A 6139-nucleotide genomic window follows, 5' to 3' on the forward strand; every position below is an offset into this window, starting at 1 on the left:
GTAGGGGCAGGTTTACAAAAAGTTGGGTTAGAAAGCCAGAGAATAAGTAAACCTGCTCCTACGATCAAAACTTTTGACCGACAAATACCGATCGCACTTCACCATTACGACGAATGACTGCTTCTTGATTGACAATATCCACCAACATCCATCCACTCGAACCAATCATTTCTCCGACTTGAAACCGCCGAGACATGCCCTCAATTTCAAATAAGGCAGCCGAGCGATCGCCCAATTCCAGAATTCCCGTCAACATCATATTCTCTGGCGGACTCTCTTGTGGACTACTACTCGCCTGGGGAGCAACGGGTGACGACACGGGGGAAGGAGAAGCGCTATCATCAATAGGACTCGGCAACGGTGCAGCAGCCACCTCTGGAGAAGGTGCAGGTGCTGGAGTCGGTTGATAAACGGGAATATACACCCGCTCCAAAATTTGACTCGGAGCAGATGGAGAGGTTTCAGGAGCTTCACCTTCAGAGTCACTCAGTTCTTGCTCCTCCTGATTTTGCTCCAACTGATCCTTTAACTTCAAAGTACGTTGCATATAATTGGCAAACTCTTCATCCGCTAAAGCTGTGGAGGACAAATCAACCGGAGCCATGGGTTCTGGACTCGGTTGATTCGAGGGTAAGAACTGGGCAAACTGTTGGCGTATCCCTTGTCCTCCCTGGCTGCTGGATATCCACCAACCTAGGGGAAGGGCGATCGCCGCTCCCAACCCAACTAATAGCCAACGATCCCACCAAGGTTGAACCGTTGGTGCAGGGGGAGCCACTGGAAGCCCCTCTTCTTCCTGTAATACCGTTGGTTCTAAATCCTGTGCCCAGTTTGCCCATTCTATCTCTGGGTTTTCCTCAGTAGAGGAACTCATTTGGCTCTCCTCTACTGTTGTCAATGTATTCGTCTGATTCCCGATCTGAGAGATACGGGTTAAACTGGCTAATTCTGGGGAGATCTGAGCCAAATTTTCGGCGATCGCCTGGGGCAACTTCATCGAAGGAATATCCAAGGGTTTGAGCGAAACAGATTGCGGTTGCACCGGTTCCTTCGGCAGAGTGCCGCCGCGATCTAACACACGGTCAATATCTTCAAACAAATCATCCATCAACCCATTGACCTCTTGTTCCATTGACCAAGAAGCCATAGGGATAGAATCTGTATTCAAGTCAGACTCGTTATCACGTTTATCAAAATCCCGATCCATAGCAGAGGGTTCGTTTAATCTTTTTGGCTCAATGGGTTGCACTGATTTTATGCCATCACTTTAACATGATGCCACTGTAATGGGTAATCGATAATCGGTAATTGGTAATTGAGAATGGGGAATCTCCGCGTCTCCCTATCCTCCATTCCCCCGCTCCATCTCAAAAAAAACCCCTTAGCGGGGGAGCCAAGGGGAATCATCAGGGTGCATCTACCATACCACTATCCCTAGCTGGCTCTTCTGAATCCGGAAGAGTGGGAATTTTTTTGAGAATCCCTCTTCAATAGATTATTCACCGATCGTACCCAACCACCTATTATTCTGTAGCGATCAGGCGATCGCCCAATTCTCTATTTATGGGTGATAATAGGAAAATTGAGACTCGTTTGCACAGTACTATTATGACCTCAGCAGTAACCTCCAACCCATCTGAACAGCAAGACACCGCTTTACCTCCTTTACCAGTAACCATCATCACAGGGTTCCTCGGAAGTGGGAAAACAACCCTGCTTAATCATATTCTCAGTAACCAACAGGGCGTAAAAACCGCTGTTCTCGTCAATGAGTTTGGTGAAATAGGGATTGATAATGAGCTAATTGTTTCCACTGGTGAAGATATGGTGGAATTGAGTAATGGTTGTATTTGCTGCACCATTAATAATGAGTTGGCTGATGCTGTTTATCGCGTCTTAGAACGCCAACAAAACTTAGATTATTTGGTGGTAGAAACAACAGGAGTCGCCGATCCCCTTCCAGTAGCACTCACCTTTTTGGGTACGGAATTACGAGATCTAACCCGTCTAGATTCGATTGTCACACTGGTGGATTCGGAGAATTTTAGTTTGGATTTGTTTAATTCAGAAGCAGCCTATAGTCAGATCGCCTATGGGGATATTATTCTGTTGAATAAGACGGATCTGGTCGATGAAGCAGATCTGGATAGTTTAGAGGTAAAAATCCGCGATATTAAGCCCGATGCTCGGATTTTAAAGACAGTAAATAGTGAGGTGTCTTTACCATTGGTTTTGAGTGTGGGTTTATTTGAGTCTGATAAATATTTTGAAGAAGAGGACGATCGTAGTCATGACCATGACCATCATCACCATCACCACGCTCACGATCATGACCATGAACATCACAACCATCACGACCACGATCGCCATCATTCTCACCATTTGGAAAATGATGGATTTATGTCGATTTCATTTCAGAGCGATCGCCCCTTTTCGATTAAGAAGTTTCAAAAGTTTCTCGATCACCAGTTACCCGCAAGTATTTTTCGCGCTAAGGGAATTCTCTGGTTTGAAGAAAGCCCCATGTGCCATATCTTTCACCTGAGTGGTAAACGATTTACGCTCGACGATAAAGAATGGAAAGGGGAACCGAAAAACCAGCTTGTGTTAATTGGTCAAGATTTGGACAAAGAAACGCTGCTTTCCCAGTTGAATAATTGTTTAACTCTACCTTCAAACCATCGCGGTAAAGGCTTTGGGGGGTAAGGAGTTCTTGAGGGTGAGTTCTTAACGTACCCTACTCGTTTAGTGAATTTATTTCTTTAATTGAGAGATAGAGACTAGCCATGAAAGACTATCACATCAATATTTTCTACAGTGAAGCAGATGAAGCCTACATCGCCGACATTCCGGATCTCAAATATTGTTCAGCTCTGGGAGACACTCCCCAAGAAGCCCTAGTAGAAGTGCTTCAAGCCAAGGCATTATGCTGGGAAACTGCACGCTCACATCAAAAAAACATCCCAATACCACAATACCAGCCGGCTCTCTATGAACTGGCTGGACATTAATCTTGCCCCTCAGTAATTGTCTTATAGCGCTTCTCACTTCTGGAAGAGTACAGCTTAAAGCCTTAGATCCTAAGCAATACAAGCTATTCCCTATTTCCTAGAGTGAAGCGCTATAAGAGTCCCGTTAAGCACTTTTGAGGGTAGACTGAAGTGGAGTTAAGGATTGCCAAAACTTGAGAATCTGTCTTTTCACCAGTTGGGCATGAGTATGATGGAAAAAGTAGCGTCCATGGGGACATTCCCAAAGGCGATCGCTCTCTTTTAACCAAGGTTTCCATCCTTCACATAAGCTCGGATCGATGACTAGATCCTGTTGTCCCCGACTGATGAATAGGGGAGGATCGAGTTCACTCGGAAGAATTTGAATACGTCGATAAAGCGAATGGGGAGAGAGGGACGTTCTTAAATCTTTCTCTAGGATTCTCACTAATTCTTCAACGACGGGTGGGGAATGAGGGCCAAAGAGATTATAGGCGGTTTGGGTTAAGATGCGATCGCGCGAACAGGGCAGTAAGCCTAATTGTACATAGTAATGGGCTTGCCAATCGATCGCTGGATATACCCCGACAGAGAGCAACGCCAGCGATCGCACATTTTGTGGATAGCGACGACCATATAATAGAGCTAACAAGCCTCCTGTTCCATGACCGAGTAGATGTAAGGGGCGATCGTGCTTTTTGATATGATGATGGAGTAATCCTAACGCTTGATTTAAACAACTTCCTTCATCTTCTGTTTGCTCATATTGCCATTCTGCAAGCGGTACATGGGCAGATAATAGCCTCAGCAGGGGACGATGGAAGCGGCGAAAACTGGGACTGACATTAATCCACAAGACATCCGGTAATTGAGTCATGAATAATTCCAAGAAGAAGAAGGACGAAAAATAAAGGTAAGTTTAACCATGGTTAGGGATTTAAACTTACCTACTCAAACAAAAACTGAGCTGCTCAAAGAAATGAAGCGAATTTCAAGCGTTGTTTATCTTATAAACCAAATTCTTTTTTGACTTGCTCTACCCAAGTCTTAATTCGTCCTTCACTCAATTCGGGTTGATTATCTTCATCAAGAGCCAAACCAACAAATTTCCCATCCCGGATTGCTTTAGATTCACTAAAATCATATCCATCAGCGGGCCAATAGCCAACCGTTTCCCCGCCTAAACTCGCAATTTTTTCCTCTAAAATGCCGATAGCATCTTGAAAGTTATCGCCGTACCCGATTTGATCTCCTGTGCCAAAATAAGCAACTTTTTTTCCGTTAAAATCAACACTATCGAGTCCATCTTCATAAAATCCTTCCCAGTCACTAGCGAGTTCGCCGATATTCCAAGTCGGACAAGCAATAATCAAATATTGATAACTGCCGAAATCATCTGCACTAGCATCAGCCATATCATGTAAAGCAACAACAGAATCACCGCCAAATTCCTTTTTAATTGCTTCGGCAGCCTCTTCAGTCTTGCCGGTTTGAGTTGCAAAAAATAGTCCAATGTTTGCCATTTTTACTTTATCCATTCAGAATCAGTTAATACAAAAAGAGGGGTTTCAATCTTGATATTCCTTCAGAAACCCCTCACAAAAAGAGGAGAGAATCAAAACAACTTGCTGACCCGGAGAAGTCCTACTAGCCTTCTACAGCATTGAGGGCTTTTTCTACGCGGCGAAAATCAAATCCCATTGCTCGTAGAGCGTGCCACAGATGGCCTTGTAGGAAAAAGAAGGCGAGGAAAAAGTGGGCATTTGCTAACCAACACCGTGAAGTATGAGCGCCTCCAGGTAAATCAACGGTATCGGCAAAATAAGGCACAATTCCCAATTTCACTTCTAAAACAGGGCCATAAAACTCAACTGGATAAGCTAGGGTATTTACAGCACAGAAGTAAGCGGCTACAAAACCGGCTAGGGCAATACCACCAAGGGAATAGGAGAGAATGGCTTCACCGGAAAAGGTTAAGACTTTCTTCGCCCAGTTCATGGGGGGGACAACAATGTGCCAAATTCCACCACCAATGAGCAGAATGCCAACAAACACATGACCACCGACTAAATCTTCTAAGCTAGTAATGCTGGCGAAATGAGTTTGATATCCATAGATGGTCAACGGATCGAGGGTAGGGTTGCTAATAATGCGGACAGTTTCCGTTGTACTGTCGTATAGTCCACCCCAGTACATGGCTTTGCCGACGAGCAATAAGGCTCCTATACCCAAGAATAAGAGATGATGCCCTAAGATGATGCCCAATTGCTTGGGGTTCTCCCAGTCAAAATGAAAATTTTTGGCAAAACCTTTAGCAGTTGTGAGGTCTTCTGGTGCTTTGAAAGTGTGGAATAAGGCTCCAGCTCCTAGCACAGCCGAAGAAATTAGGTGAATGACTCCAATGACGAAGTAAGGATAAGTGTCGGTGACTTGACCGCCTTCGCCAACTCCCCATCCTAGGGTGGCTAAGTGGGGAAGCAGGATCAATCCTTGTTCGCCCATGGATTGACTTGGATCGAATCCAGAAATTTCAAACAGGGTGAAGGCTCCTGCCCAGAATGTGATCAGGGCTGCTTGCCCCGCATGGGCTGAAATAAACAGCCCGGAAAGGTTGGCAAATCGTGCATTGCCTGCCCACCAGTCATAGGTGACTTTTGGGTTGTCGTAGGTTTGCATAGGATCGTTAACTGAGTCAGAGCGTGTTAACTGTTGAGAATTACTTTCAACAGTTAACTATTAAAATCTAATTCAGAATAATTGTCAATTGCAAAAACATAAAGTTTTGTAAAGATAGTGATTTGAGCGATTTAAAATTGGTGAAATCCAGTCAAGACAAGGATTTAAAAGATAAAAGCTTAGAATCGGGTCTCTCTATGGAACCCTAATTGCGATAAGTATTTAGAATTTCTACTAATAAGTAAGGAGAACTGTGGAAGTGGAAGGGCTAGATACAGTGCAAATCGCTGTAGTGGGGGAGTGAATAATATCAAATCCTTAGATATGTGCTATAGCTCAAGGGGTGACAAGGTAGTTCAAAGGTCGCTATAGCGACCTTTTTCGGTAGTATTTTGCTGAAAACCTCAACTCAATGGTCGCGATCGCATAACTATAGCATCAGGTTAGAGGGTTACTTGCCCAAAAAATCGCTA

6 protein-coding genes are annotated in these 6139 nt (G+C 44.4%); 2 read left to right on the top strand and 4 right to left on the bottom strand.

Features of this window, described 5'->3' with window-relative positions; genetic code table 11:
- Positions 1 to 64: 64 nt before the first annotated feature.
- A complete protein-coding gene (locus J7545_RS05645) occupies positions 65 to 1147 on the bottom strand; it encodes a hypothetical protein (protein ID WP_318700764.1) in 1083 nt (360 codons plus the stop codon).
- 461 nt (positions 1148 to 1608) lie between these two features.
- On the opposite strand from J7545_RS05645, the gene J7545_RS05650 reads away from it, so the two are divergent.
- Entirely contained in the window at positions 1609 to 2706 is a 1098-nt protein-coding gene (locus J7545_RS05650) for a GTP-binding protein (RefSeq protein ID WP_318700763.1), read from the top strand.
- Between the two features lie 80 nt (positions 2707 to 2786).
- Positions 2787 to 3011: a type II toxin-antitoxin system HicB family antitoxin gene (locus J7545_RS05655; RefSeq protein ID WP_318700762.1), complete on the top strand. Its 225-nt coding sequence runs from the start codon at positions 2787 to 2789 to the stop codon at positions 3009 to 3011.
- 124 nt (positions 3012 to 3135) lie between these two features.
- Here the strand turns inward: J7545_RS05655 and J7545_RS05660 are convergent, their stop codons facing one another.
- The 3 genes from J7545_RS05660 to J7545_RS05670 form a co-directional block, all read right to left on the bottom strand.
- The gene (locus J7545_RS05660; RefSeq protein WP_318700761.1) at positions 3136 to 3867 is read right to left on the bottom strand and encodes an alpha/beta fold hydrolase; all 732 of its coding nucleotides are present in this window, start codon (positions 3865 to 3867) and stop codon (positions 3136 to 3138) included.
- A 130-nt stretch (positions 3868 to 3997) separates the two neighbouring features.
- A complete protein-coding gene (gene fldA / locus J7545_RS05665; RefSeq protein ID WP_318700760.1) occupies positions 3998 to 4513 on the bottom strand; it encodes a flavodoxin FldA in 516 nt (171 codons plus the stop codon).
- 124 nt (positions 4514 to 4637) lie between these two features.
- A complete protein-coding gene (locus tag J7545_RS05670; RefSeq protein WP_271943841.1) occupies positions 4638 to 5666 on the bottom strand; it encodes a chlorophyll a/b binding light-harvesting protein in 1029 nt (342 codons plus the stop codon).
- Between the last annotated feature and the right edge of the window lie 473 nt (positions 5667 to 6139).

Origin of the sequence: Roseofilum sp. SBFL (genome assembly GCF_017746885.1) — a bacterium.
GTDB lineage: Bacteria > Cyanobacteriota > Cyanobacteriia > Cyanobacteriales > Desertifilaceae > Roseofilum.

Bases quoted from the DNA above. Each gene is read 5' to 3' on its own strand.
- J7545_RS05645 (WP_318700764.1), bottom strand. From the start codon at position 1,147: ATGGCTTCTTGGTCAATGGAACAAGAGGTCAATGGGTTGATGGATGAT.
- J7545_RS05650 (WP_318700763.1), top strand. From the start codon at position 1,609: ATGACCTCAGCAGTAACCTCCAACCCATCTGAACAGCAAGACACCGCT.
- J7545_RS05655 (WP_318700762.1), top strand. From the start codon at position 2,787: ATGAAAGACTATCACATCAATATTTTCTACAGTGAAGCAGATGAAGCC.
- J7545_RS05660 (WP_318700761.1), bottom strand. From the start codon at position 3,867: ATGACTCAATTACCGGATGTCTTGTGGATTAATGTCAGTCCCAGTTTT.
- fldA (WP_318700760.1), bottom strand. From the start codon at position 4,513: ATGGCAAACATTGGACTATTTTTTGCAACTCAAACCGGCAAGACTGAA.
- J7545_RS05670 (WP_271943841.1), bottom strand. From the start codon at position 5,666: ATGCAAACCTACGACAACCCAAAAGTCACCTATGACTGGTGGGCAGGC.